This window comes from Vibrio sp. D431a (genome assembly GCF_030248655.1).
In the GTDB taxonomy this organism is placed as follows: Bacteria; Pseudomonadota; Gammaproteobacteria; order Enterobacterales; family Vibrionaceae; genus Vibrio; species Vibrio alginolyticus.
In genome coordinates this window covers 1-1,940 of record NZ_JAHGAP010000044.1, presented here as the reverse complement: position 1 = coordinate 1,940, position 1,940 = coordinate 1, and the positions used below count along the sequence as shown (strand labels likewise).

Genomic DNA, 1,940 nt, shown 5'->3' with positions numbered 1-1,940 from the left:
GCGACAATTTTAAGCTGAACTAAACTTTGCGAACAACAAACTTTATGTGCTTTGATGTACTTAAGTCAGGCGTAGTCTCAAAGCGGCTATTCAATGAAACCACTTGGAACAAACAGCGCCGTAGAAAACGGACTAACAACACCCAAAAGCGCTTTTGGAAAACCAATCTCACAGTGTGGACTTTCAACAAAGTCACTGAAACCATGTGGAACTTACCACACCAAAGAAAACGTCCTTTCAGCTAGTAAATAAGCCTTTAAACCAACAAACTCACCGAGCAGATTTGCAACCAAAAACAGATTTTCGATTGCCCCGCTCTATCACCACCAAAGAACGAAACAACCGCTTGGGAAATAGCAATGCATTGATTTAGAACCGATGAAACTGAGCTTTGACCGTCGAAGATAGAACTATGAATCAAACAACCAGTAGCCAAGTTTTGAGCTTAGAAACATGATTTTGACTGCTAGCTTTTTCTGGCGACTAACGCCGCATTAAGGGGTGAACAACGCATTCCACCCAAACTAGACCATTGTGCCGTAAACACTAAAGCCGACTCAAACCAAAACTGCCAAGCGTTGTGAATCCCTCTTGAATGCTTTGTTAGGTATTCTTAGCTCGCTTTCTCGCAGGCTTTTGATACTGCTACTGGCTTGTGGTTCGCGACCGCTCCAGCTTGTATAAATGGATTACCAAAATTTGGATTAAACTTATAACCACTTTCAAATAATGGCCATAGTTTTTCCCAAGCTTTTATATCACTTATCTTAGGCGCTTTAAACGCAGTACCTGTTTCGAAGGTTTTACCATTACACTGGGGACAAACGACTTCATATTTTACCTCTGTCCATTCACCAGTTTTTGATTGATCGTACTTGTGCTTTTTAAACACCTTCCTGCAATCTAAACATGCAAATTTCACTGTAATATTTGATTTCATCCTGAATACCTAACGCCGCATTAAGGTGTGAGCAGCGCTTGGCTATACTTGAGCGAAGCGAAACCGCCAAGCGTTGCGAATCACTCTTAAATGCTTTGTTAAATGCTATTTTCGTCGACTTCGTTATCAACTTTTATGAGCAATTCTTTCTCTGCTTCTTCCATTTCTTTCGTGACTGCTGCGTGCACAATTTTCAAACCTTCTGATAACTTATTAGTTAGTAGTATCTTTCGCTTTTGGCTTACTCGTTGCTTGAACTCTTGCGCTAGCCAATCATTTAAGAAAGTCTGATTTCTATATGTAGCCCCAAAGTCGCCATCGCGAGAAACAATTACAATATCTTTGCCACTGTCAATGGCACACTGTACAACCCACTCCCAGTTAACACCGTCTCCGATTGAAGTATCATTTTTCTTTCTCGGAGGGTAGCCTAGCGCAAAGCGCTTTTTGGCTAGATTTCGAATAGTAAACCTATTTTTCGCTTCTCGATTTAGGTTGTATGGTGAGTTATGTTTAAACACTCGCTGCAGACTCTGATAAACCGGATCATTCTGACTTGGATTACTTAAAATTTTTACGATTTTCTCATTAATTCTCTTTTGCTGTGTCTCAATCTCTTTCTTTTGCTTTGCAATCATTTGAGAAGGCTGCGAATCAGCTAAGAGAGCTGGTGTAGAGAGCTTACCCCAATCTGGTTTTGAGAATTGATTGAGCGACTCAACAATAACAACTTGTCGGTTTTTTTTATACTCCATCTCTACTTGAGAGCCCATAATCAATCGATCTTTACAAGCTTCGATCTGCTCAAGGTACTTCATACTAATATCAGTATTTCTAATTCTGTAAAAGTCTAACAAGATATTAGTATCTACAAATAGTAGTGCGTCCATTTCTTTTTTCTTATTTTGATTAGCCAACCTTTTCTCCTTTCATATAAATGGCATTTAACGCCCTGTTAAGGGGTGAGCAACGCAATACCAATGCCGCCGCATACCACCTT

Annotated in this window: 2 protein-coding genes; both read right to left on the bottom strand. The window is 40.0% G+C overall.

Annotated elements, in window-relative coordinates:
- Positions 1-613 precede the first annotated feature (613 nt).
- Positions 614-940 carry a hypothetical protein gene (locus KJB35_RS26290; RefSeq protein WP_238842791.1) on the bottom strand — a complete coding sequence of 109 codons (327 nt, stop codon included), beginning with the start codon at positions 938-940 and terminating at the stop codon, positions 614-616.
- A 98-nt stretch (positions 941-1,038) separates the two neighbouring features.
- Entirely contained in the window at positions 1,039-1,857 is an 819-nt protein-coding gene (locus tag KJB35_RS26285; protein ID WP_238842792.1) for a PIN domain-containing protein, read from the bottom strand.
- Positions 1,858-1,940: the final 83 nt, after the last annotated feature.